This window comes from bacterium (assembly GCA_030652805.1).
In the GTDB taxonomy this organism is placed as follows: Bacteria; JAHJDO01; JAHJDO01; order JAHJDO01; family JAHJDO01; genus JAHJDO01.
The window spans coordinates 1-24,151 of the sequence record JAUSPT010000102.1; the positions used below are offsets into that span (position 1 = coordinate 1).

Below are 24,151 nucleotides of genomic sequence, written 5' to 3' on the forward strand. Positions count from 1 at the left end.
AAAAAATGATACTATATATCAATATCAATCAAGCTGGAAAGGAGGTGGCAGAGAGCTTGAATTGTCGTGGCGTTTCTACGTATAAAGTAAAAATGCAAAAAAAGTTGAAAAGATCAACTTTTTATAACTAAACTATAACAAAAGTTGAAAAGATCAACTTTTTATAACTAAACTATAACTTTAATTTATTATGGCAGAGAAGATTGGAAAAAATGCGAAAAAGAAGAAGCAGAAATAGCAGAGAAAGAAATAGATAGATTTTAATTACGGGTGCTGAAATACTGCAATAAAAATATGAAGGCAAAACGATGTCAATAATAGACCTAATTGTTCTCGTGCTAGTGTTGAACGTGATTTTCTGGTTTTCGGGAATTAGCTAAATGTCACAAATGCCTGAACCTATTTCGCGATTTTTTGAAGGTGAAGAAGCTGAGTTTTTCTATGATGACATAGATTCTTTAATTAGCGAGTTTTACCTTTTAACAGAAGTTCCTTTTAGTAAATACAATCTATTAATATACTCCGAATTATATGTTCTAGAAAACTGGCTTAGACGCATCATTTACACACTCCTGCTTGCTAAATTTGGGAAAGACTGGAAAGGAGTTATTCCAGAAAAGATTTTAAACGACTTAAAAAGAAGGTTAAAAGAAACACGAGATCGTGTTTATCTGGATTGCGAGAACAACGATAATGTAATTTGGTTAACAACATTAGGCGAGTTAAGTCAATTATTTAAGCTGGAGTCTATTATGCCAATATTAAAAGATATTACGACTTATAGCGGCAAGTTAATATCGTCTAAAATTGAAGATTTAGGAGAAATAAGAAATATAATAGGGCATAATCGAGCAATAGGAAAATCAACCTTTGAGATTTATAGAGGTGTGTTAAAAACCTTTAACGTGTTATTGAAGTCTTTTAAAAACAAAATAATCCACATGAAAGGCATAAAGCTGATTAGGGAGAGAGATGAGTATAGTGTCCCCTCAAGTATTTATTTCAATATACAAAATAGACATAACAAGGGCAAAAAAAACTCAGAAAAATTAGAAGCTTTGTTTATAGATACACCATATTTTTATTTTCTTTGGGACATTGATGAAGACAAGCAAAAAAAGGAGCATTATGTTAATATATCTACCTTGTTGGACCTTTTTGGCGATTTAACTGAGTATATAATGGCATTTTTCTTGCAAAGCATATATGATACGGACACTATGGGGGTCACAGGACTTCGGATAGCAATACCGAAAAACTGTGACTATAAGATGTTACAAAAAATCTACAAAACATTCTTACGATCTTGCGATAGTATATGGACAGATAAGAGGGCTTATGACGAGCAAGAAGCAAAATTTGTGTGTCATCCCAAAATATGGTTTTATGAGACTGAAGACACTTACCAAGAGATTATAAAATCCAAACAAAAAGGCAAGCTATTTACCCAATATGATGAAATTTGATATACTTAATAGTATGAACGCAATACAAAATATGGATGTAAATAAATGACACAAACTAGGCAGTGGAAAAGGACTCACCTCTGCGGACATGTGAGTAAGAAGGATGTTGGGCAGCGGGTTGTTGTAATGGGATGGGCGAGAAAATTACGTGACCATGGAGGGGTGATATTCATTGATATTGCTGACAGAGAGGGGATTGTACAGATCGTATGCAACACTGAGGTTAGCGCAGAGACACATAAGATAGCAGGTAGTATAAGAAACGAATGGGTCATTGCAGTAAGTGGAGAAGTAAAAAACAGAACTTCTGACACAATCAATCTTGGTATTCCAACCGGAGAAATAGAGATATTCGCAGAAGAGATAAAGATATTCTCTCAGTCAAAGGCATTGCCGTTTGAAATTGCAGATGATATAGAAACGGCAGAGGATATAAGGCTAAAATACAGATATCTTGACCTGCGTCGCCCCTCTATGTTGGAAAATATAATCATAAGACATAAAGTGTGTCAGGCTACAAGAAGCTATTTATCTAACCAGGGCTTTATAGAAATAGAGACCCCTGTACTTACAAAAAGCACTCCTGAAGGGGCAAGGGATTATCTTGTTCCGAGCCGCATTAATCCCGGTAAATTTTTCGCTTTGCCTCAGTCTCCACAAGTATTTAAACAGATTCTAATGGTTGCTGGTATAGATAAGTACTTCCAAATCGCTAAATGTTTCAGAGATGAAGATCTTCGCGCTGACAGACAGCCTGAATTCACTCAAATAGACATGGAGATGTCATTTGTAGACGAAGAGGATGTCTATAAACTAACAGAAGGTCTAGTGTCCCGTATTTTTAGTGAAGTTTTAAATAAGAAAATAAAAACTCCTTTTAAACGGTTTACATACAAAGATTCAATGAGCATATACGGAACTGATAAGCCCGACATCCGGTTCGGGCTTGAATTTGTAGACATTGTAGACATTTTTAAAAACACCTCATTTAACGTGTTTAAAAAGGTCATTGAAAATGGCGGGCAAATAAAAGCAATAAACATTAAAGACGGTGCTCAGATTTCATTGAAGGAAATAGAAACTCTTATTTCAATTGCATGCGCAGGCGGCGCAAAAGGAATGGCATGGATAAGAGTTGCAGAGGACGGAATGAAATCTCCTATAATCAAGTTTTTTAAAGAAGATGAAATTGATCTGCTTTCAAAGAAAATGCATACAGAAGTTGGGGATCTACTTGTATTTGTTGGCGATACTCCGGACGTTGTTGCTGATTCATTAAAAGAAGTGCGAAACTATGTTGGGAAAAAGATGGATCTTATTAATAATGACAAATTTGAATTCGTCTGGGTCACAGATTATCCCTTACTAAAATGGAATGAAGAAGAGGAAAGGTTTCAGTCAGAGCATCATCCCTTTACAGCGCCCAAGGAAGAAGATGTTCCATTACTTGACACTGCTCCTGGGAAAATAATGTCCAGATCTTATGATTTAGTATTAAACGGAGTTGAAGTATGTAGCGGCAGCATAAGAATTCACTCCAGAGAGATACAGGAGAAAGTTTTTAAGCTTTTGAAAATTGATAGGGGAGAGGCAAAAAAAAGATTTGGTCATTTGCTTGAAGCGTTCGATTATGGAGTTCCTCCACACGGAGGTATTGCTCCTGGATTGGATAGGCTTATAATGCTTATGACTGGAAGTAAATCAATTAGAGATGTGATTGCATTTCCTAAAACCCAAAAAGCTATTTCTCTCATGGACGGCTCTCCGTCAGATGTGACTGAAAACCAACTGAAGGAATTACACATTAGACTATTAAAAGGCAATGAATAAATCCAATATTACTAAGAGAAAAAAGATCCTGTACCGCTGGCTGCTTGGAATAGTGGTGTACTTTGCGCTTGTAGGCTCATTAATTCCCAATATTAAAGTACCTAGAATAAATATTAAAGAATCAGATATTGCCAAAGTCGACATTTTTTCTCCGTGTAACTTCCCTGTTGTAGATAAAGAAAAAACGGCCATTGCCCAACAGGAAGCTGTGCGCAAGGCAAAACCTGTTTATGAGATAGACACTAAAATACTACAGGTCAGTAGAAAAAAGTTATACCAATTTTTTGATGAAATAGAAAAGTTATATCAGTCAAAGATTAAAACACCAGAACATGATATAGAAATACCTGAAGAAATTGCAGGAATTACACTATCTTCTAAACTAACAAATTTATTTGTTGAATATTATGACAAAAAACTGGAAGAAAAAAACAAAGATATTCTTACAGACCTGTTTTCAGCGGGTATCGTTAAACAAAAGAAGGAGATTACTGGAGATTTCAAGGAAGTTTTCTTAAAAGACGTACATTCTGATACAAGTCGGGAAGTGCCTGCAAATGCGATAATCTCTATGGATAATATAGATACCCTTATCCAGTCTAGTGTCGAAAAAAACATTCAAAACGGAAAATTACTAAAACCAATAAGCAAGCTCATTAAAGCCCTTATTGTTCCAAACATATCTTATGATCGCATAGAAACAGAAAAGGAAAAAGAACGAGCTGTTAAGAATGCTCCTCTGCAATATAAAACGATATCTAAAGGAGAAAGCATAATAAGAAAAGGAGAAAAAGTTACAAAGGAACAATTAGAATATATAAATGCCCTAAATCAGTTTTCGGAGAAATCCCGCCTTAACTGGCTTAAACAGATTGCAGGTGTATGTCTTTCCTTTCTTATAATCATCTTCATCCTGAATATATACATTAATAAGTTCTTACAGCACGTATTTTCGAATATTACCTCACTGGCTATTGTCAGCTTGGTTACTATAGGCTTTGTAGCTATTAACAAAATCATTCTTACTTTTTCTCTATCTCCATATTTAATCCCAACAGCTGCAGTGGCAATCATGCTGGCTACATTACTTAATGTTGAGATAGCTTTTATAATAAATCTAGCACTCTGTATTTTTATTGGCATAGCTACGGATTATAAGTTCGATTATTTCTTTGTTGCAACAGTTGGTGGGATAACTGCCATACTTTACAGCACTCAGACCAAGCGCCGAATTGATATAATAAAAATTGGTTTTATAGTTGGCTTAGTGAATGTAGCAACAATAATAAGCATAGATCTACATAAGGGAATAATTTTAGGCATGATGTTTGATCATATCAAATGGGGCTTTGCTAATGGCATTATCTCATCATTCATTGCTGCAGGGCTTCTGCCAATACTGGAGCACTCATTTAATATCCCAACTGACGCAAAACTTCTTGAATTACTCGACCTTAATCGGCCTATACTTAAACAGCTTTCCAAAGAAGCGCCCGGAACATATCAAAGCTGTCTTGCTGTTGGAACTCTTGCAGAAGCTGCCAGTGACAGCATAAAGGCAAACTCTTTACTTACTAAAGTCGCATCTTATTACCACGACATAGGAAAAATTAAGAAGGCTTCATACTTTATTGAAAACCAAATTCAGAACAAAAATATACATAATAAAATAACTCCAATTATGAGCAACCTCGTATTAATCTCTCATGTAAAAGACGGTGTTAAAGCTGCAAAAGAGGCAAATTTGCCTAAACTTATAATTGATATTATTGAACAGCATCATGGTACAACTCTGACTTCTTTTTTCTTTCAGCGCGCATTGGAAAAGGACAATAGTAACTCCGTAAAAGAAGAAGATTTCCGCTATCCAGGCCCAAAACCACAGACAAAGGAAGCGGCGGTTGTAATGCTTGCAGACTCTGTAGAAGCTGCATCCAGAACATTAGATGATCCAACTTCAAGCAGAATTAAGACTATGGTTGAAAAAATTATAAACAACAAATTTAGTGACCATCAACTGAATGAGAGCGCTTTAACCCTAAAAGATCTGAGCAAGATTGCTAAAAGCTTTACGCATATCTTGATAAGTATGTTTCATACAAGAATTGAATACCCTGATACAAATGGAAGTAATGAAAGTAGAGATAACCAATCTTCAAAAAAAGACAAAAATAAATAACAGTCTGATTAGAAAAGCTATTTTACACACATTAAAAAGCGAAAGGTGTCCTAAAGACACTCACGTTAGTGTTGCCATTGCGGCGGATTCTAAGATAAAACAGTTGAATAAAACATACAGGGGAAAATGCTCCATTACTGATATTCTGGCATTTCCAATGCAAGAGAAAGAGTTCCCGCAAATATGCAAAGGCATACTTGGAGAGATTGTAATATCTGCAGAATCAGCTGAAGTACAGGCAAAAAACATGAATATTCCCTTTGATGAGGAAATGATACGTCTATCAATACACGGAACATTACACTTGCTTTCATATACAGATACATCTATACGTAACGCAAAAAAGATGACAACTCGCCAGGAACAGCTGGTAAGGGAATTAATATGAGGCAGAGAAGAAGTTTATTAGAAAGCTTCAACAGCGCTATTGATGGATTTGTATATACTCTGAAAACACAAAAAAATATGAGGATTCATTTTCTCATAGCTGCTGTTGTTTTTATAATCAGTCTGTTTCTAAAGCTAACAAGAGTTGAATTTATCATCCTGTGCTGTACAGTAACATTGGTTTTAGTCGCAGAGATGCTTAATACTGCTATTGAATTACTTATAGATATGTTTACAAAAGCGTATCATCCTGTAGCGCGTGTTGTTAAAAATATTGTTGCTGGAGTAGTTTTTATATGTTCTGTGAATGCTGTTCTTGTAGGCTATCTTCTTCTTGTTTATTCTCTGCAATCGCCTGCAGAATCAGTCATAGACAAGGCAAAAGGCTCAACGTATCACATCACGTTTATTGTTTTAATTGGAGTTCTGATGACTACTCTCATTACAAAAATATTTTTTAAGAGAGGGACTGTTCTGCATGGAGGAATGCCAAGCGGACATAGTGCCTTGGCATTTGCAATAGCTACAATCATAACTCTTCTAACATCACCAAATAAACTAATTATTGCTGCACTTGTCTTTTTACTGGCTTCTATGATAGCACGCAGTAGAGTAAAAAGACATATTCATACATGGTGGGAGGTAATTATGGGAGCTATATTTGGCACAACAGTAACTTTATTGATATTTCAAATATTATCAGCTAAAATATAAAAAGGAGACAATACTAATTGGACATACAATCTATATTTCAGGGTATATGCCTTATCATTCTGCTTTTTCTGTCGGCATTTTTTTCCGGCATAGAGATAGCATTTATGGAGTTAAACAAGTTTCGCATAAAGAATCTTGTAGATAAAAATCCAAAAACAAAGAAGCTGTTATTCTGGCTGAAAAATCCTCACAAGGTTTTAACTGTTATTGCTATTTGCAACAATTTCGTCAATATAGCTGCCTCAGCAATAGCAACTTCTATTGCAATTACTATTGCAGCAAAACATGGTATGACTAATAGTGCAGGTGTCGGTATATCAGTCGGTGTAATGACGTTTCTGATACTGGTTTTTGGAGAAATTACACCAAAAAATTTTGCTAAAATCAATTATGAAGCTCTTGCGTTATTTGCTATAACACCTGTTAGAATTCTCACAAATCTCCTTATGCCGGTTGTAAGAGCGTTACTGTTTATAACAAAAATTATTATAAGAATGTTTGGGGGACGGATTGAGAAAGAACCTAGTATTTTAACAGGAGAAGAGCTTAAAAGCCTTATAAGTGTTGGAAAGGAAGAGGGCGCAATTGAAGAAGAAGAGAAAGAAATGATCAACAGCATATTTGAATTCAGTGACACAATAGTAAGAGAAGTAATGGTTCCAAGGACTGATATTCAATCCATATATGTCAACGAAAGTATTTCTGAAGTAATAAAGAAAATCGTAGAAACACGTCATTCCAGAATACCAATCTATGAGAAAAACATTGATAATATAATAGGAATTTTATGTGTCAAGGACTTGATTCTTCGCTGGGAAAGTTATAAACAGGGCGAAAATATTGCGTTAAAAGATTTAATGCGTGCTCCATATTTCGTCCCTGAAACCAAGAAAGCAAAGGATCTATTTACGCTATTTAAGAAGAAAAAAACTCATATGGCAATCGTTGTAGATGAATACGGCGGTACGGCGGGACTTGTTACTATTGAGGACGTAATAGAGGAAATTCTCGGGGAAATAGAGGATGAACACGATCGCGAAGAGGACCAATTCCAAGATCTTGGCAATGGTGTGACTCTAATAGACGGAAGAACAAATATAGACGCGGTTAATGAAGAGCTTGATATACAGATTCCTCAAGGAGACGACCATGATTCTATAGCTGGATTTATTGTAAATAGATTAGGCAGAGTTCCCAAAACAGGTGAAATAGTAAACTACAAAAATCTCAAGATAGTAATTGCTGAGGCAGGTCCAAGACATGTGAGCAAAATAAAGATCGCCAGATTAGAACCAAAGAAAGAGAATAAAAATGAATAAATTGCTTTCTAAACTAAGAGTGAATTTTATGGCAGGTATTTTAGTTACACTGCCCCTGCTTATAACCTATGAAATTGTCAAATTCATAATTGTAAAAGTAAAAGTGCTGCATTTTGCAAATGTTGTTACGCCTGAATGGATAGAACAGCCTGTATATTTCAGATATATTATAACAGCGATAGTAGTGTTGATAATACTGGCAGCAATTTTCATAATACTAACCGTTGTCGGGATGCTTGCGAGGAATGTTATTGGAAAACGCTTAATCCTTTTTGGAGAGAGCATTTTAGCAAAAATTCCAGTAGTAAATAAGATATACAGAGCAGTTCAACAAATTAGTCATGCTTTTGTAGGCAAAGTAATTTTTGCTCGTGTTGTTCTATTGCAATACCCACGTAAAGGGATTTATTCTATAGGATTTGTGACTTCTGATACAAAAGGTGAAATAGGTACTGAAATTTCCAAGGATTCAATTAACGTATTCCTGCCTACAACACCAAATCCAACCTCAGGATATTTATTGTTTGTATCTGAGAAGGATACAATTCCACTCTCTATGAGTGTTGAGGATGCCATGAAATTAGTGATTTCAGGTGGTGCAGTTACACCAAATTATAACAAATAAAAAATGCGGACTGGGTTATGCACATTTTTAGTTGTATTAGCACTAATGATAACGTTTAGTGTAGGGGCAGGTTTGAAACCTGCCCTTTCAGAAGAAATAATACAGGAGTTCTCACTTATTAAAACTGATGAAGTTAAGAAAAAGTGGAATTTAGAAGCAGAAAGTGCTGATCTATCTGGGGATCCCATAATAAAGCTATATGATGTTAAATTATCTATTTTTGAAGAACAAAAAGTAACAATTCACTTGACAGGAGAACAAGGCTATATCAATAAAAAAACTGAAGACATCCATCTTGAAAAAAATATCATTGGAAAAAGAACGGATGGCACTGAAATAAAAACAGCATATATTGACTGGATAGCAAAAGCAGAAACTTTTGACACTAACGCAAAGGTGCTTATAACACGCAAAAACATAAGACTCACCGGGCATGGTTTAAAAGCAGCTCCAAAACTTAAAATTATGTATATTAAGAAATTTCCTGTAATGGAAATAAGTAGGGAAGATACAAGTGAAAATTAAAAATTTTACCCTTATCTCTCTCGTTTGCATTATATTCGGAGTTTCGTTCTCTATACAAGCTGCTGAAAACAATGAAAAAAAGAAGATAACGAGGATAACCAGTGACAGAATGGAAATGAATTGGAGCAAAAATGTCGCTATTTTCATAGGAAATGCACTGCTTGTTGACGAGGATGGCAGGGTAGAAGCAGATAGAATGGAGGTTTTTTTAGTTGCTTCAGAAGAAGACGAGAATAAAGAGGAGGATATTGAAAAAGTTATTGCTACAGGGAATGTCAAAATTACAACTCCTGAGAGAAGGACAAAATCTGGTAAAGCGGTATTCCATAAAAAAGAAGATATTCTCATACTCTATGATAATCCTGAAGTGTGGCAGAAAGGAACCTGTTTTACAGGGGGAAGAATTACCTTTGATCTTAAAAAAGATACTATGATTATAGATAAAGACGTTCAGGGCTCCCTTGAGTCCAAAGAGACAAAAACAACAGAATCTCCTGAGGAGGAAGATGCAGATATTACAGACAAAAAATCTCATTAAAGATTATTCCCACAAGAGAGTAGTAAATAATCTAAGTATTCAAATTTGCAGTGGGGAAATTGTTGGATTACTTGGACCAAATGGTGCAGGAAAAACAACTACTTTTTACATGATTGCTGGTCTTATAAAACCAGATGGAGGTAAAATTCTTTTTAGTGATGAAGATATAACATCCTGTCCTATGTCAGAGCGCGCAAGGAAAGGGCTAGGATACCTATCCCAGGAGCCTTCTATCTTCAGAAAACTCACTGTTAGAGATAACATTTTTGCAATATTAGAAACACTTCCTTTAACAAAAGAGGAACGTGAGAAAAGGTTACTTGAACTGCTTAATGAGCTTAATATTACTCATCTCAAAAATCGCAAGGCTTATACACTCTCAGGAGGAGAAAAAAGAAGAGTAGAAATATCAAGAGCCTTAGTAACCCTGCCATCTATTCTCTTGCTTGATGAACCCTTTACTGGAATAGATCCAATAGCTGTAGTTGATATACAGGGTATTCTCAAGGATCTAAAGAAAAAGGGCTATGGTGTGCTTATTACAGATCACAGTGTCAGAGAAACATTAGAGATTACAGATCATGCTTATATTATTCACGATGGCCAAATCCTCACCGCAGGAACCCCTGAAAAGATACTATCACACAAAGGTGCCCGCAAATCATACTTTGGAGAAGATTTTTCACTCTGACAAGCCAAATATAGCCATTTAGGGCAAAAATACACAATGAGACATACCAAAACACCTCTTCAAGGCAAATCCAGCTAAAAAACACCCTAATTTTATATCGCCACCTAAAATTCATAAGAACGTCAGGTTTAATGTCAGGGGAATATACAAACAGGCATTAGTTCTTATTTCTTACGTTCTATTAATAATTCCGTTTCAAATTAGTATATTCTTGCTGGAAAAAGACAGTGAGAGAGATTTTAATTATAGGACAACAAGATAGTTCTCAGTATCTAACATATTGAAATTAGGCATGTTATGTATTTTGAGTTAAAATATTACTTTATGTTATTATCTTGCAGTGTAAACAAAAAGCTTTCTCTTTGAATATTTCTCCATTAGTTTACATAAGATATCTTATGCGACACTTAATATTAATAATAAAATAAGCTCTAACTCTTTGCACACAAAGAAGTTAGCTAATATTTGCAGACTTATGAAGTTAATATTGCAAAACTTTTTTTATTCGTAACTCTCTTAACAATAAGGAGTTATAAAAATTTAGCGCTCTTAACTGACCAATATAATGGATGTTTTCTTGGGGTTTGTGTGCTCTAGGTCTAAATTCTAGTTAAAAATGGAATTTTCGTGGTAATTCAGAGTTTTTCAATATGAAAATGATAAGAAAAAGCGTTATAAACTTAGCCTAACTGCCTCTTGCCCAATAAGATGCCGTAATTTAATAAGCAAGTCCTTTTGTGGAGATATATGGATTTTTGGATCAGCCAACATAGTTACCTCTCCGGATTGAGGTATTACCACTTGTAAATAAACAGTAGCTTTACCTGGGTATTGAGCTAATAAATCTTTTAATTTTTGAAGTGTTTGCTCATCAAGGCCTGTACTTATAAGTCTGAGATGTATAGCTTTTGTCAGTTTTTCCTCCGCTTCTGAAAGCGTGATGATATCCGACGCAATTACCTTTGGCTGATCCTCTCTGAGATCAAGCCTTCCCTTTACAAGTAATAATTTGTCCACTTCAATAAGATTATCAAATTTCCCAAACACAGCAGGATAAACTAGAACACCTATTGTCCCTTGCATGTCTTCCAAGGTAAATGCACACATACGCTTTTTATCTTTTTTGGTGAGAATCCCTTTCACTGCATTTATTATGCCACCTATATATATCTCGTCGCCATCCTGATGCTCAGAAACAAGCGTATTTGATGCTGTTGTAAAGGATTTAAGAGTATCTTCATGCTTTGCTAATGGATGTCCACTAACATAGAAGCCTAGGACTTCTTTTTCATACGCAAGGAGCTTACTTTCCGTCCATTCTTCTACGTCTGCAAACTTATGAACATCTTCACGAAATTCCTTTTGCGATTCAAATACATCAAAAAATAGAGTCTGTCCACTCTGGGTATCTTTTTGTATCTGTTGACCGACTTCAATTGCATGGTCCAACGTATGCATAAGCTGAGCTCTTGGTCTGCCAAAATTGAATGCACCAGCCTTTATTAAACTTTCTATTACTCTTCTGTTTGCTGTGCGTAGATTAACACGTTCACAAAAATCATATAGAGACTTAAAATAACCGTGTAATTGTCTTACTTTAATAATAGAATCGATAGCTACTTCACCAACGTTTTTTATTGCTGCCAAACCAAAACGAATATTCTTCCCCTCTATTGTGAATTTAGCATAACTTTTATTAATATCAGGGGGTAATACTTTGATTTTCATATCATTGCACTCACTTATATACAATACAACCTTATCTGTATTTTGTAATTCACTGCTCAAAAGAGCTGTCATGAATGCAACAGAATAATTCGCCTTAAAATATGCTGTTTGGAAAGCAATCATTGCATATGCAGCGCTATGAGACTTGTTAAATCCATATCCTGCAAAATATGCTATTAAATCAAAAACTTTAGATGCGACTTCTTCTTTTACCCCTTTTTTAATAGCTCCTGAAATAAATGAATTTCTTTGTTTGTCATCCATTATCCCCTTTTTACCCATAATCCTGCGCAATGTGTCTGCTTCACTCATAGAAAAACCAGCAAACTCATTTGCTATTCTTATTACCTGTTCCTGATAAAGTATAACTCCATACGTCTCCTTCAATATGGATTCTAAGATAGGATGATCATATTTTACAGGACTCTTGCTATGTCTTCCCTTCACAAAAGTGTCTAACGCTCCTCCTTGCATAGGTCCAGGTCTGAACAAAGAAACAAGAGGGATCAGATCCTCAAAAGATTCAGGTTTTAGCTTTCTTGAAAGGTCGCGCATTCCAGGACTTTCCAACTGGAACACCCCTATGGTCTTCCCTTTAGAAATCAGCAGTGAAAAAGTATTTTTATCATCTAAAGGCAATTTATCAGTTTCAATTTTTTTATCATAGTATTGTTCTATAAGAGCAATTGTATTCTGAATAACAGTTAATGTCTTGAGTCCAAGAAAATCCATTTTTAACAGACCTATTTTTTCTAATGAGTTCATACCATATTGCGTGCTTATCTCTGTCTTATTACTCATGAACAAGGGTGTAAAATTAGTAAGAGACCCTTCTGAAATAACAACTCCTGCGGCATGAGTTGAAACATGTCTCGCCAGTCCTTCCAGAGACTTAGCAATCTCCATTAATGTCTTTACTTGTTCATTCTTTTCTACCAGCTCTGGAATCTCTTTTTGCGTCTCCATAGCGCTCTTTAAAGAAATATTAGGTCCGGAAGGGATCATTTTTGCAATTTTATCCACTTCTGCATAAGACATATTCAAAACTCTGCCAACATCCCTGATAACAGCCCTAGCTGCCATTGTTCCAAACGTTGCAATCTGCGCTACATTCTCTCTACCATATTTTTTCACAACATACTCTATTACTTCCCCACGCCTTTCATAACAAAAATCTATGTCTATATCAGGTAAGCTTATACGGTCTGGATTTAAAAATCGTTCAAATATTAGACCATATTTAAGAGGATCAATATTTGTAATGTCCAGACAATATGCAACCAGACTCCCTGCAGATGAACCCCTGCCAGGACCAACTGCTATTCCTTTACTCTTAGCGTACTGTATAAAATCCCATACAATAAGAAAATAACTTGCATAATTCATTTTACTTATAACCCCTAGCTCATATTCAAGCCTGTCAGTTATTTCTTTAGTAACGTCTCTAAATCGTTTTTTACAACCTTCTTTTGCCAATCTCTCAAGGTAGCTGTGAGGATTGCTTTCTTCTTTTGGAACATTAAAATGAGGAAGATATTTCTTAGAAAAATCCAGCTCTAAATTACATTTTTCTGCAATTTCAATTGTATTAAAAATCGCTTCAGGTATCTCACTAAAAAGTTTTCCCATTTCTTCAGCAGATTTGAAATAGAATTCCTCGACTGAGAAACGCATACGTTTGGGATCATCCATCGTTGTACCCGTTTGAATGCACAATAATGCCTCATGTGAAATAGCATCATGTTTTCTCATATAATGGCAATCATTCGCCGCCACTGTTGGAATATTCAGTGTTTTGCCGAATGATATAAGCTCTTTATTAATCTTTGATTGTCCTTCAATGCCATGGTTATGTAATTCTAGATAAAAATTGCCTTTACCAAATATATCCTGATACTCAGAAATAAGTTTTTCTGCAGCCTCTGACTGGTCACTGAGTATAAGATGGGAAATTTCCCCTTTCATGCAACCACTGAGACCAATTATGCCCTTTGAATACTCTGATAAAATCTGTTTATCAATACGCGGCCTATAATAAAACCCTTCAAGATAGGCAATTGTTGCAAGCTTTATAAGGTTCTTATATCCGTCTTCATTAGCAGCAAGAAGTGTGAGGTGGAAGGCAGCTTCTTTTATCCCATGCAACGCCCTTTCTTTTCTATTTCCAGGAGCAACATATGCTTCATATCCAACAATTGGTTTAATCCCATGTTTCATTGCTTTATCATAAAACTCTATTGCTCCAAACATGTTTCCATGATCGGTAATAGCCAAAGCCGGCATTTTGAATTCATGCGCAAAAGATATAATATCTTCTATGCGGCATGCTCCATCAAGCAAGCTGTATTGAGTATGGTTATGAAGGTGAACAAAATTTGAATGTTTCATACTTATGCTTAACCCTTAATCTTAATTTAATAATGCACAGCGATAAGACACAGTCCACAGGCAGGAACTGTTTCTCCCGCAAGGTTTCTATCTCTCCCTGCAAGAATCTTTTTAATATTTTGGGGTTCAATACGACACCTTCCTATATCAAGCAATGTTCCCACAATAATTCTAACCATGTTATATAAAAATGCATTCGCTGTAACCTCAAAAACAACCGCTTTATTCTTCAATTTCAGGAAATTTGATGCAACAAAATCTCTTCTGGCAATAGTAAGTTTTTTTATTGTGCGCACAGGATTTTCATTATCTGTTTTTTTACATTGAAATGAACTGAAATCATGTTCTCCAACCAGATATTTCGCTCCTTTGCGCATTTTGGATAAATCTAACTTATACTGGTAACTATAGAAAAAACTTTGACCAAGAACCTGTTTATTTCCATCATTATACACAATATAGCGATATATCCTATCCTTAGCATCAAATCTTGGGTGGAAGTCCAAAGAAACAGATTCTACGTTCGTTACAGCAATATCTTGAGGCAGAACACTATTCAAAGCATCCTTAATTTGTGAAATCTTCATGTTTTTTAACGCAATAGCAGGTAGTTTAAAACTTGCTACTTGACCAATAGCATGAACGCCTGTATCCGTTCTCCCCTGCCCTATTACCTTTATTTGTCCTTTAAATAGCCTCTCAAGGCTCTTTTCTATAACTGATTGAACTGTAATCCCATTCGGTTGAATCTGCCAGCCGTGATAATTAGTTCCATTATAAGCAAGTGTAATTTTTATATTTTTCAAAATGCCGATACTTTCTTTATTTTTGGAGTTAGGATAATATCGAAACTTATAACTTTGCCGGACTTGCCGATTTTTCTAAAAAAATGCATAGAGAAATCTTTACTACTTGAAGAATATCCTCCAATGCATATTGATTGTCCATTGCGGACAACAACCGTCGTTGTTAAGGTGTTCACTTTCACAGTTTTCTCGCCTTTATTTGTAAAATAACTCAATTCCGGAGTCAGGGACACTTTTATGAGATTTCCTTGAATTACAGGCGAGACAGCAAGTTTTGCCCCGACACTTCTGTAGGTGATTTCTGCATCAATCAAGCGATTTGTTATCCCATATGTTCTGAACCACTCTAACTGTGGATATTCCTCAACTACAAGAAACCGGGCCGTATGTCTATCAAGAACCGATATTGTTTGAGTTGTAGCGCGATAGGATATTTCCTTTCCAACCTCTGCCGAAAAAGTTCCGTGAAATCCTCTATTACCAGTTCCAACAGCCATACCGCCAGTAGTAACTTTCCAGTTTTCCCCACTGTATCTAGCCTTTGTTTTGGCTTCTGAAATATTTTCTGCAGAATGCTCAATAAATTCTACTTTTATCTCCACGTTTTTAATGTTCTTTTGTAGATTTGTTAATAGATCAGAGATAATCCCACAGTTCTTAGGATAATCAACTACCATAACTTTATTTGCAGGTTTAAAATAAATCAGCTTACCCTCTTTGGACAGGAAAGGTTTTGCTGCTTCTTCAAAGGATTTATATGGTATAAATCCGAGGCCTAATGATTTTAATACTGTCTCTTCAGTATGCGCTACAGTGGAAGTAAATAATGAGATCAGCAAAATCAGAATAAGCACATACCCCTCCTTAACTTCCTAACTGCTTTCCGGACATAGTTCCATTATAAGCAAGTGTAATTTTTATATTTTTCATTACCTATTATTCTACAATATAAGCTACAATTCTACAATCAAAACCTTGACATTATCTTAGCAGAAAGGCATTATTTAAGGCATGAATAACCTTCTAAGAATTCTCCAGTTCGTCAAGCCTTATAAAAAAAAAGTTATCCTTACTATTGGCATAACTATTATTATAACCCTGTTTAATCTGCTTATCCCTCTAATTGTCAGATATATAGTAGACGAAGTAATTCAGAAGCAGGAGTGGAGCGTCTTTAGCGCCCCTATTCCCTGGCCCATTCTTCTTATTTTAGTTCTCTCCATTTTAACAGCCATTCTTTCCTTCCCTAATAATTTCATCATTATTTATCTCAGCAAGAAGATTATTTTTGACATAAGACTGTCCATGTACAAGCATATCCAGAAACTTTCTCTCCGCTTTTATCAGGAGAATCCTACGGGCAAAATTATGTCTAAGGTTATGGGAGACACCCAGATAGTCAGCAATGTTTTTACCCATGATACTATTCAGATGATTGTAGATGTAGCCTCGGTCATCTTTGCCCTGGGAATAATGATTCATCTTAACTGGAAATTAACACTTGTCCTTGTAGGATTTCTTTCATTATACGTTCTTAATTATCGCTACTTTCTACCCAAGGTAAGAAGCAAACAATCGTTTCTCAGGTTCAGAATGGATCAGGTATCCAGCAGCTTGGTTGAAGTACTCAGCGAACAGAAGACGGTAAAATCCTTTGCCCAGGAAAGAAGAGAGACCAGTATTTTTGCGCATCGCTTGCGTAACGCTCTGGATATTGGCTTGCAGGGAGTAGGTTACAGTGCAACTTTCTCTTTCTTCTCCAGTTTAGTGAACGGACTGGGAAACTCCACTCTTTACTGTCTTGGATGTTACTTTGTAATCAAGGGAGGGATGACTTACGGAGATGTTCTTGCGCTATCTGCTTATGCAGCAATGGTTTTTATGCCTGCTCTCAGATTTTCAGAAATTTCCAATACTATGGCAATAACTACAATATCCCTGCGCCGCATCTTTGGAATTCTGAATACACCTGTTGAGATTAAGGATGTTCCGGAGGCTGTTGCAGTCAAAAAATTCCAGGGAGAAGTGCGATTTAAGAATGTCTCCTTTGAATACGAAGAAGAGGATCCAGTGATCAAGAATATTAACCTCACTATCCATGCGGGTAAGACAATAGCTCTGGTAGGTGAAACCGGATGTGGCAAAACAACTCTAGCGTCACTGCTTCTTCGTTTCTATGATGTGAAATCAGGTAGCATCACTATTGATGGTATGGATATCAGAAAGATTCGTCTGAACTGCCTGCATAAAAGAATAGGGGCAGTGCTTCAGAATTCCTTTATATTCAATGCCACAGTGCGAGAAAATATTTCCTATGGGAGAAAAGGTATCTCAGACAAAGAAATGAAAGAGGCCGCACATATCGCGGAAATTGCCAATTTTGTAGAGAGTCTCCCTGAAGGGTATGAAACTATTGTCGGTGTAGACGGGATAAAATTCTCTGCCGGGGAAAAACAACGATTAGCCATTGCCCGGGCCATCGTGACTAACCCTGATATTCTCATTATGGATGAAGCTACATCCAATCTTGATACTGAGTCAGAAAAGCTTATTCAACGTGCTCTTGAGGCAGTTATGGCTACGCGTACTTCTCTGGTAATAGCTCATCGGCTCTCCACCATTGTTAATGCCGACCTTATTGTTGTTATGAATAAGGGAAGGATAGTGGAGAGTGGTTCTCATAAGGAACTGATAATGAGAAAAGAAAGTATTTATCACAAACTCTATAAACAACAGAAGACAATTGTCCAAGCTGAGAGTAAGGTTCTATGGTAGTAGATAATAGATATATATGAATACATTAAATAGACTTTTTCAGAAATATGTTTTTCCTCATAAATGGAAACTGGCTATTGTGATCCTCATCTCACTTTTTACATCTTTAGTCACTTATCTTTTTGGCTTCATGGCAAAAATCATGGTGGATATAGTAATTCCTCAAAAAAACATTGTTTTACTTTTTAGTCTTTTGGGGGGTTATAGTCTGATTCATCTTTTTGCTTGTTCCGCCAGTAGTTTTAACCGCTACCAGATCGCGGCTCTGGGTCAAAGAATTGTTTTCTCCCTGAGATGTGATTTGCATCAGAAACTTCAAAGTTTAGCCATGCGCTACTTTGACCAGCACAAAGTTGGAAAGTTAGTAGCCCGGGTAATGGATGATGCCGATGTGGTAGAGAATATAGCTACTACAACTCTGGTTACTGCTATTACCAGTGTGGCTGCTTTGGTGGTGGCTGTTGTCATTTTACTGAGTCTTGATTATAAATTGGCAATTATCGCTCTAATAGCTCTTCCCCTTGCAGCTATTTCCTTTGCCGCAATGGGCAAACGTCTGAAGACAATAGGCAGTGATATACGAGCCCGCAATGCAGAATTGTATGCACAGCTTTCAGAGGTACTCACTGGAGCTGAAGTGGTAAAGAGTTTTTCTCAGGAAAAAAAAGAAATAAGAAATTTCTTCCAACGCTCAAAACATCTCATTCGACTCTTTGTCAGGAGAGCCATTATCTCCACAGGATTAGGTACCACCAGCGCAATTATCTCTGCTGGTTGCACAGGAGTTATTCTATGGCTTGGCGTGCTTAAAGTAAAAGCCGGCTGGTCACTCGGTTCAATGCTCTGGTTCTATTCGACTACAGCTCTTCTTTTTGGTCCGGTAAACAACCTTACCTCAATACTTATTAACAGCCAATATTTGATGGTGGTGATGAAAAGAATTTTTGGGCTACTGGATGAAAAGGTGGAGATTCATGACGCTAAACAAGCTATATTCTTAGAAAAAATAAAAGGACAGGTCACATTTAGTCACGTGTCTCTAAAATACAGGGAAGGTAAAAACATAGATCTTTCTGACATCAGTTTTGAAATCCCTGCAGGGAGCAGAGTAAGTCTTATTGGGCCCAGTGGTGCGGGCAAGACTTCTTTAGTCAGTCTGTTATTTCGTCTTTACGATTCTACTACAGGATATATCTTTATAGATGGGCATAATATCAAAGATGTAAAGCTAACATCCTTGAGATCCAACATTGCTATGGTTCCCCAGGAAGCATCCATATTTTCGGGCACTGTTACTGATAATATAAGATATGGCCGCATACAAGCCAGCGCTAATGAAATAACTAATGCGGCAAAAATGGCTGAGATACACGATTTTATTATGTCTCTCCACGAAAAATATGAGACTGAAATCGGAGAAAGAGGCATGAGCCTTTCTGGAGGACAGAAACAAAGACTCTGTATAGCTCGGGCTCTGCTTTCAAATCCTGGAATACTTATTCTGGATGACAGCAGCTCTGCCCTTGATGCTGAGACTGAAGCACGTATCCAGAAAACCCTGGATAATGTTATGAAAAGAAGAACCTGTTTTATTATTACTCATCGGCTACGCACCGCCATGCAAGCAGATATTATCATTGTCATGCGCAAAGGGAGAATTGTGGAAACGGGTTCTCATAGTGAATTAATAAAGCTGGGTGGATTTTACCAGCGGATTTATCAGAAACAGAACCCCTAAGTCTGACCAGGCAGGTGAAGTTGCTCTTTGGTTGTATCGTATTTCTTCCTGCAATTATCGCAGTCATTGCAGTCTTGTGTGTAACAATTTCTATGAACGCGAGATGAGTATTGCTTTTCGAATGAAACAGCACAGCTTTCTGAGCAAAAAGAGAAACGTTCCTGATCAACGCCAATAGCAACATAGTGGGTCACCATTTTATCCGAACTTTGAATAGGTTTAAAACACCAATTACACAAAGGATGCAGTTCTTCCGTTCTTTTTCGGCGTATTTTCCCAAGTTCTTCTTCAGTCCATACATACTCTATATAGGCAAGAGCTTTGCGCATTATCTCGTGAGTAATGACGTCGCCCTGCAGACACAAAATTATCCCATCATGCACCTCAAAGGCCTTATCACACTCAATCTTCCGTTTATCATCAAGATGAATAATTACCTTTCCTACATCGGGAGTGATCCGTTTTGACCAGCCACAGTGACTGCAAATACTGGTGTAAAGGAACTGTTCTGTTTTCCATCCACACTCAGGACAACGACCCTTTTCCAGAAGTTTTAACTGCTTCAAATCATCCTTAGCAGCACGTTTAATCGTATCATTCACATCAGAGCTCAATTTTTTAACCGCTCCTTTATCCATTTCTTGCCGAAGTAAGGAAACATCTTCTTCTACCTTACTTTCCTGATCCATAAGGGTTATCTGTTTGTCTTCCGTATCTAAGTCCTTCCTCTTTCTCCCAAAAAACCACATTGTTTTCTATCCTCCCTTTGTAAACATATCGAATTTAGTATAAAGCATATCCTACGAAAAGTAAATAATTGTGAAGATTTTTTCATGGATTAATTCTTGACATTCAAAAAGGAAATATCTAGTATATAGACGTAATGATTAAACGAACTCTTTCAGATATTGAAGTCAGGATTCAGAAAGCCAATTCCATCAAAGAAGAAAACAAATCCGAACTGCTTAACCTGCTTTCAACTCTAAAATCCGAAATTGAGGAGCTTTCCAAGACTCAGGCTGACCACGCGAAAAGCATTACAGGTTTTACTGATATGTCAACTCACGAGGCAACACGGGAAAACAGGAATTCAGAACTCCTAGAACTCTCTATAAAGGGGTTATCTTCATCGGTTAAGGGATTTGAAACATCGCATCCAAAACTGGCAGAGATTGTAAATTCTATATGTCTCACGCTGTCAAATCTCGGCATATAAGATCTACCTAATCAATTCCTCTGCAATCTGAACTGCATTAAGAGCCGCTCCTTTGCGAATATTGTCCGAAACTACCCACATATTGATTCCATTTTTCTTAAAAGGATCCTTGCGAATTCTGCCTACATACGTATCATCTTTGCCTTCTGCAAAAATAGGCATTGGGTATTGTGGCGGATCGGCGTTTATATCATCAACAACAGATATCCCTTGAGCATCCTTCAAGACACTGGTAATTTCTTCAATAGAAACTTCTCTTTCTGTCTCAATATATATGGATTCTGAATGAGCATAAAAAACAGGAACTCGTACTGTAGTCGCAGTAATCTCTATTGTATCATCATGTAAAATCTTATGTGTTTCTTTAACCATTTTCCATTCTTCTGTTGTATATCCCAATTCTCCAAAAGAGCCTATATGTGGAATTGCATTAAATGCTATTTGATAAGGATAAGCCTTCAAATCTGTTATTTCCTTGCCATCAGTGTAATCCTGAACTTGTTTTTTCAACTCCCCTATTGCCTCTCTTCCTGTCCCTGAAACTGATTGATATGTAGAGACAATAATTCTTCTTATCTTTGTCAATTTATGTATTGGCGCTAGTGCGACCACCATTTGAATGGTGGAACAATTCGGATTGGCAATAATATTCTTGTGCCATTCTATGTCTTCAGGATTAACTTCTGGAATAATAAGCGGCACATCAGGATCCATTCGAAAATCCGCTCCATTGTCAATTACAACAACTCCTTTACTGGCTGCGATTTTTCCAAACGTTACAGCAGCTCCTTTTTCCCCCTCTGTGCCGGCAAACAGCGCTATATCCATTCCATCAAACAATTCTTCGGATATTGCTTTAACACTATATGTGTTGCTGTCTACAGTAATATCTCTTTTGCTTCGCGCAAGAACCGTAAGTTTATCAATAGGAAACTTACGCTGATGCAACACCTTGAGCATTTCTATACCAACTGTGCCAACCCCGACAACAGCTAAATTGTATTTTCCTTTTTTTCTCACAATCACATCACTTCCTTCGCTACCATATCCCCTATTTCTGAGGTTGTATACCCCATTTTCCCTGCGGAAAGACTTTTCATATCATTTTGAACAACCTTTATTACAGCCTTCTCAATATCATCTGATGCTTTGCTTTCTCCGAGATGTTCAAGCATCATACCCCCTGCGCATATAGCAGCCATTGGATTTATCACGTTTTTGCCTGTATATTTTGGAGCTGAACCTCCTATAGGCTCAAACATGGATGTTCCCCCTTCGTCAGGATTAATGTTTCCGCCTGCTGCAATACCCATACCTCCCTGTATCATTGCCCCAAGATCAGTTATTATATCCCCAAACATGTTATCTGTTACAATAACATCAAACCACTCGGGGTTCTTTATCATCCACATACAGGTAGCATCAACATGAGCATAATCTGTTTTTATGTCAGAATATTCCTTAGCAACATCATTAAATGCTCTTTCCCAGAGATCAAATGCAAAGGTTAAAACATTAGTCTTGCCGCATAAAGTCAGCTTGTTTCTTTTATTTCTCTTTCTGCAATATTCAAAAGCATACCTGATACATCTTTCCACTCCCTTACGGGTATTTATTGATTCCTGGATAGCAACTTCGTCAGCAGTCCCCTTCTTTAAATTCCCGCCAGCGCCAACATAAAGCCCTTCTGTATTCTCTCGCACCACAGTAAAATCAATATCCGCAGGACCTTTATCCTTTAAAGGAGTGTCTACTCCAGGATAAAGCTTAACAGGTCTTAGATTTATATACTGATCCAGAGCAAACCTGAGCTTGAGAAGCAGTCCTTTTTCCAGAATTCCGGGTTTTACATCAGGATGACCCACTGCGCCAAGATATATAGCATCCAGCTTCCTAAATTCTTCTATAGCAGAATCAGGCAGGACTTCGCCTGTTTTTATATACCGCTCCCCTCCGAAATCGTAATATGTAAACTCAAATTTTATATCATGCTTACCTGAAACTGCATTAAGAACTTTTAGTCCTTCTTTTATAACTTCAGGACCTGTCCCGTCTCCACCTATTACACCTATTTTATACATCGCAACTCCTATGTTTTTTTAAAATTTGAAATTCAACCCTTCTTCTACCATAATTAAATAATTTTCCGGTGGAATATAATTTGCCACTGAATTGCCAGAACCAAGTGCATAGCCTCCTTTTGGAACACATTCTTTTAAAACATTTCGGATATATGCTCTTAATTTATCTTTAGGAAAACGACACAAAACATCGACATCAATACCTCCCAGTACTGTAATTCTATTTCCATATTTTCTATGAAATTCTGTTACCGGCATAATTGTGTCTTCAAAAGAGTGTTTAGCATCTATGCTTACATCGTCGATTAAATCCTCCATAATATCTTCTAGATTACCACAGGCATGCAAGAAATATAAGAGATTATTCTCATGTGCAAGTGAAGCAATTTTTTCATGCCATGGAAGTACGTGCTTTCTTAAGAAATCTGGCGGCATAAGAGTCGAAGTTTTAAAACCCATATCATCTCCTTGAAAAAAGCCACAGAGATTGGGTAATCCAATCATTTTTTTATAAAATCCATAAATCAATTCTCCTGTCTTTTGAAAAACAGCCTCAATAAGATCTGGTTGGTCGTATATCCCATAGGCTAGAGTTTCATATCCAAGTAGCGTATTCAAAGGGACTTCCAGTATCCCACTACTTGGACAGACAAACAATCCCATTCCCTCTGGCAGATTTTGACTAGCAAATTCATATCTCCATAAGTCTACATTATCCAAAGACGGCCAGGGATATTTCTCGAATTCGTCCCAACTCGTAATAACTCCTTTTCCTTCCTCTGTCCAACTCCTTTGCCCTCTAGAAAGAGAACTAGTATCACTTGTTATACGGTTTTTCCCTGGGAAATCTAATCCTCCTGACAAGCGAACATAATCATATCCAAAACGATACCAGAACCCAATTATTGATTTAATGTTTCCTCTTTTTGAATCCCTATCGCCAGAAACAACATCAACCCATTTCACTCTTGCTTTTTGTTCCATAAGATATTTCATTAATGCTCCATCTACAAACAGTTCAACCAAAGGTGGCTGAGGAGGAATTATCTCTCTTTTTATAGTCTTACAAAAAGTCTCAATGTTTGGCTTTGGGGCTTTTAATGGTACCTTTTTGCTATTCTCCATAATTCCTTCCTATGTTTTAA

Annotated in this window: 20 protein-coding genes; 13 read left to right on the forward strand and 7 right to left on the reverse strand. The window is 36.7% G+C overall.

The window, feature by feature from the left end:
• The first annotated feature begins 389 nt into the window (after nucleotides 1–389).
• Genes Q7J67_10115 through lptB form a run of 10 tightly spaced genes read left to right on the forward strand, consistent with a single transcriptional unit; the run spans nucleotide 390 to nucleotide 10,274 of the window.
• Nucleotides 390–1,466 (forward strand): hypothetical protein, encoded by a 1,077-nt coding sequence (locus tag Q7J67_10115; GenBank protein MDO9465633.1) that lies wholly within the window; start codon nucleotides 390–392, stop codon nucleotides 1,464–1,466.
• A 45-nt stretch (nucleotides 1,467–1,511) separates the two neighbouring features.
• The gene (gene aspS, locus Q7J67_10120) at nucleotides 1,512–3,296 is read left to right on the forward strand and encodes an aspartate--tRNA ligase (protein MDO9465634.1); all 1,785 of its coding nucleotides are present in this window, start codon (nucleotides 1,512–1,514) and stop codon (nucleotides 3,294–3,296) included.
• Complete coding sequence (locus Q7J67_10125; GenBank protein MDO9465635.1) at nucleotides 3,289–5,475, forward strand: HDIG domain-containing protein; 2,187 nt, start codon at nucleotides 3,289–3,291, stop codon at nucleotides 5,473–5,475. The genes aspS and Q7J67_10125 overlap by 8 nt, the downstream gene beginning before the upstream one ends.
• Nucleotides 5,429–5,863, forward strand: a complete 435-nt coding sequence (ybeY, locus tag Q7J67_10130; protein MDO9465636.1) for an rRNA maturation RNase YbeY — start codon at nucleotides 5,429–5,431, stop codon at nucleotides 5,861–5,863. The genes Q7J67_10125 and ybeY overlap by 47 nt, the downstream gene beginning before the upstream one ends.
• Nucleotides 5,860–6,576, forward strand: a complete 717-nt coding sequence (locus Q7J67_10135; protein ID MDO9465637.1) for a diacylglycerol kinase — start codon at nucleotides 5,860–5,862, stop codon at nucleotides 6,574–6,576. Before ybeY ends, Q7J67_10135 begins: the two co-directional genes overlap by 4 nt.
• A 17-nt stretch (nucleotides 6,577–6,593) precedes the next feature.
• On the forward strand, nucleotides 6,594–7,895 hold the full coding sequence (locus Q7J67_10140; GenBank protein MDO9465638.1) for a hemolysin family protein: 1,302 nt from the start codon (nucleotides 6,594–6,596) through the stop codon (nucleotides 7,893–7,895).
• On the forward strand, nucleotides 7,888–8,520 hold the full coding sequence (locus tag Q7J67_10145; protein ID MDO9465639.1) for a DUF502 domain-containing protein: 633 nt from the start codon (nucleotides 7,888–7,890) through the stop codon (nucleotides 8,518–8,520). The genes Q7J67_10140 and Q7J67_10145 overlap by 8 nt, the downstream gene beginning before the upstream one ends.
• Before the next feature lie 45 nt (nucleotides 8,521–8,565).
• Nucleotides 8,566–9,045: an LPS export ABC transporter periplasmic protein LptC gene (gene lptC / locus Q7J67_10150; protein MDO9465640.1), complete on the forward strand. Its 480-nt coding sequence runs from the start codon at nucleotides 8,566–8,568 to the stop codon at nucleotides 9,043–9,045.
• Nucleotides 9,035–9,583, forward strand: a complete 549-nt coding sequence (locus Q7J67_10155) for an LptA/OstA family protein (GenBank protein MDO9465641.1) — start codon at nucleotides 9,035–9,037, stop codon at nucleotides 9,581–9,583. The genes lptC and Q7J67_10155 overlap by 11 nt, the downstream gene beginning before the upstream one ends.
• Nucleotides 9,552–10,274, forward strand: coding sequence for an LPS export ABC transporter ATP-binding protein (gene lptB / locus Q7J67_10160; GenBank protein MDO9465642.1), 723 nt, complete (start codon nucleotides 9,552–9,554; stop codon nucleotides 10,272–10,274). The genes Q7J67_10155 and lptB overlap by 32 nt, the downstream gene beginning before the upstream one ends.
• Before the next feature lie 672 nt (nucleotides 10,275–10,946).
• Here the strand turns inward: lptB and Q7J67_10165 are convergent.
• The 3 genes from Q7J67_10165 to Q7J67_10175 are packed head-to-tail and all read right to left on the reverse strand — an operon-like array spanning nucleotide 10,947 to nucleotide 16,050.
• On the reverse strand, nucleotides 10,947–14,390 hold the full coding sequence (locus Q7J67_10165) for a DNA polymerase III subunit alpha (protein MDO9465643.1): 3,444 nt from the start codon (nucleotides 14,388–14,390) through the stop codon (nucleotides 10,947–10,949).
• A gap of 26 nt (nucleotides 14,391–14,416) precedes the next feature.
• Nucleotides 14,417–15,196, reverse strand: a complete 780-nt coding sequence (gene truA, locus Q7J67_10170; protein ID MDO9465644.1) for a tRNA pseudouridine(38-40) synthase TruA — start codon at nucleotides 15,194–15,196, stop codon at nucleotides 14,417–14,419.
• Nucleotides 15,193–16,050, reverse strand: a complete 858-nt coding sequence (locus Q7J67_10175) for a hypothetical protein (GenBank protein ID MDO9465645.1) — start codon at nucleotides 16,048–16,050, stop codon at nucleotides 15,193–15,195. The genes truA and Q7J67_10175 overlap by 4 nt, the downstream gene beginning before the upstream one ends.
• A gap of 157 nt (nucleotides 16,051–16,207) precedes the next feature.
• Here Q7J67_10175 and Q7J67_10180 point away from each other — a divergent pair, with 157 nt between their 5' ends.
• Nucleotides 16,208–17,971, forward strand: a complete 1,764-nt coding sequence (locus Q7J67_10180; GenBank protein ID MDO9465646.1) for an ABC transporter ATP-binding protein — start codon at nucleotides 16,208–16,210, stop codon at nucleotides 17,969–17,971.
• A gap of 16 nt (nucleotides 17,972–17,987) precedes the next feature.
• A complete protein-coding gene (locus Q7J67_10185; protein MDO9465647.1) occupies nucleotides 17,988–19,709 on the forward strand; it encodes an ABC transporter ATP-binding protein in 1,722 nt (573 codons plus the stop codon).
• Here the strand turns inward: Q7J67_10185 and Q7J67_10190 are convergent.
• On the reverse strand, nucleotides 19,706–20,458 hold the full coding sequence (locus tag Q7J67_10190) for a hypothetical protein (GenBank protein MDO9465648.1): 753 nt from the start codon (nucleotides 20,456–20,458) through the stop codon (nucleotides 19,706–19,708). The two genes, Q7J67_10185 and Q7J67_10190, sit on opposite strands and share 4 nt — an antisense overlap.
• A gap of 134 nt (nucleotides 20,459–20,592) precedes the next feature.
• Here Q7J67_10190 and Q7J67_10195 point away from each other — a divergent pair, with 134 nt between their 5' ends.
• Entirely contained in the window at nucleotides 20,593–20,925 is a 333-nt protein-coding gene (locus Q7J67_10195; protein MDO9465649.1) for a DUF4404 family protein, read from the forward strand.
• A gap of 3 nt (nucleotides 20,926–20,928) precedes the next feature.
• Here Q7J67_10195 and Q7J67_10200 read toward each other — a convergent pair whose 3' ends face one another.
• The 3 genes from Q7J67_10200 to Q7J67_10210 are packed head-to-tail and all read right to left on the reverse strand — an operon-like array spanning nucleotide 20,929 to nucleotide 24,131.
• Nucleotides 20,929–21,948 carry an aspartate-semialdehyde dehydrogenase gene (locus Q7J67_10200; protein MDO9465650.1) on the reverse strand — a complete coding sequence of 340 codons (1,020 nt, stop codon included), beginning with the start codon at nucleotides 21,946–21,948 and terminating at the stop codon, nucleotides 20,929–20,931.
• Complete coding sequence (locus Q7J67_10205; protein ID MDO9465651.1) at nucleotides 21,948–23,006, reverse strand: 3-isopropylmalate dehydrogenase; 1,059 nt, start codon at nucleotides 23,004–23,006, stop codon at nucleotides 21,948–21,950. The genes Q7J67_10200 and Q7J67_10205 overlap by 1 nt, the downstream gene beginning before the upstream one ends.
• A gap of 18 nt (nucleotides 23,007–23,024) precedes the next feature.
• Nucleotides 23,025–24,131, reverse strand: coding sequence for a uroporphyrinogen decarboxylase family protein (locus Q7J67_10210; GenBank protein MDO9465652.1), 1,107 nt, complete (start codon nucleotides 24,129–24,131; stop codon nucleotides 23,025–23,027).
• Nucleotides 24,132–24,151: the final 20 nt, after the last annotated feature.